Below are 730 nucleotides of genomic sequence, written 5' to 3'. Positions count from 1 at the left end.
CACTCCAAAGCAGCCAGACAGGGATACCTAGACTCATCAAGAACAGTAACCACATTTGCTGGGTTTGGAAAATCATGCCACCTTCGCCACCCACTTCAATGTAACCTCTGGGTTTCTGATGGGGAGTGAAGCTGACTCCAAGGCTTTTCTGAGAGTCAATTGACCGTCGTCGTCTTCTAACTGCTCCACGAGATAGAGGTTATCTTCAACTTTCTCAATATTCTCAGGCTGTTGCAGGTTAATGGTATATCGGGCGCCAGACTGTTCTTTAAACAACACTGTACCAAATTTTGAGGTAACTTCGACCAGTAGGTCGAGATACTCAAGATTTTGGGGAGCAACGAAACGGGTGATAAAAGCAAGGGACGCGCCAGTTTTAAATTTCCATAAAAACAAATAGTTATGTTTGCTTTGGAATTGACTGAGCAAGGAGTTGCTTGTGGTTCGGGCGAAAAGTTGCTCGCTGAGCAAGATTTGGCCGAATTATAGAATGGGGTAATGGAGACAAACATCGGATGGTGCCTGCATTGATTACATTGTTACCGACACAATTCATGCAGCGATCCCTGATGAACTAAAGCTACCCACAGAAAAACAACTCAAGTGCGCCTGAACCATTTCGAAGGATTTGAATGTTAAATTACCTAAAAATTATGACGAAAGCGTCTTAGCCTGTTTGTCGTTTATCGCCGACCACAAGCCAGCCCACGATAGGATGCTGGCAGTGTTT

The 730-nt window shown here is 44.5% G+C and carries 1 protein-coding gene; it reads right to left on the bottom strand.

Going from position 1 to position 730, the window contains the following annotated elements; all coding sequences use genetic code 11:
• Positions 1-72 precede the first annotated feature (72 nt).
• Positions 73-396 carry a hypothetical protein gene (locus tag LRP50_RS25380; RefSeq protein WP_274167173.1) on the bottom strand — a complete coding sequence of 108 codons (324 nt, stop codon included), beginning with the start codon at positions 394-396 and terminating at the stop codon, positions 73-75.
• Positions 397-730 lie beyond the last annotated feature (334 nt).

The organism is Enterovibrio gelatinilyticus, assembly GCF_028683095.1.
In the GTDB taxonomy this organism is placed as follows: Bacteria; Pseudomonadota; Gammaproteobacteria; order Enterobacterales; family Vibrionaceae; genus Enterovibrio; species Enterovibrio gelatinilyticus.
Note: the sequence above shows the minus strand (reverse complement) of the source record. Positions and strands in the feature narration are given on the sequence as shown.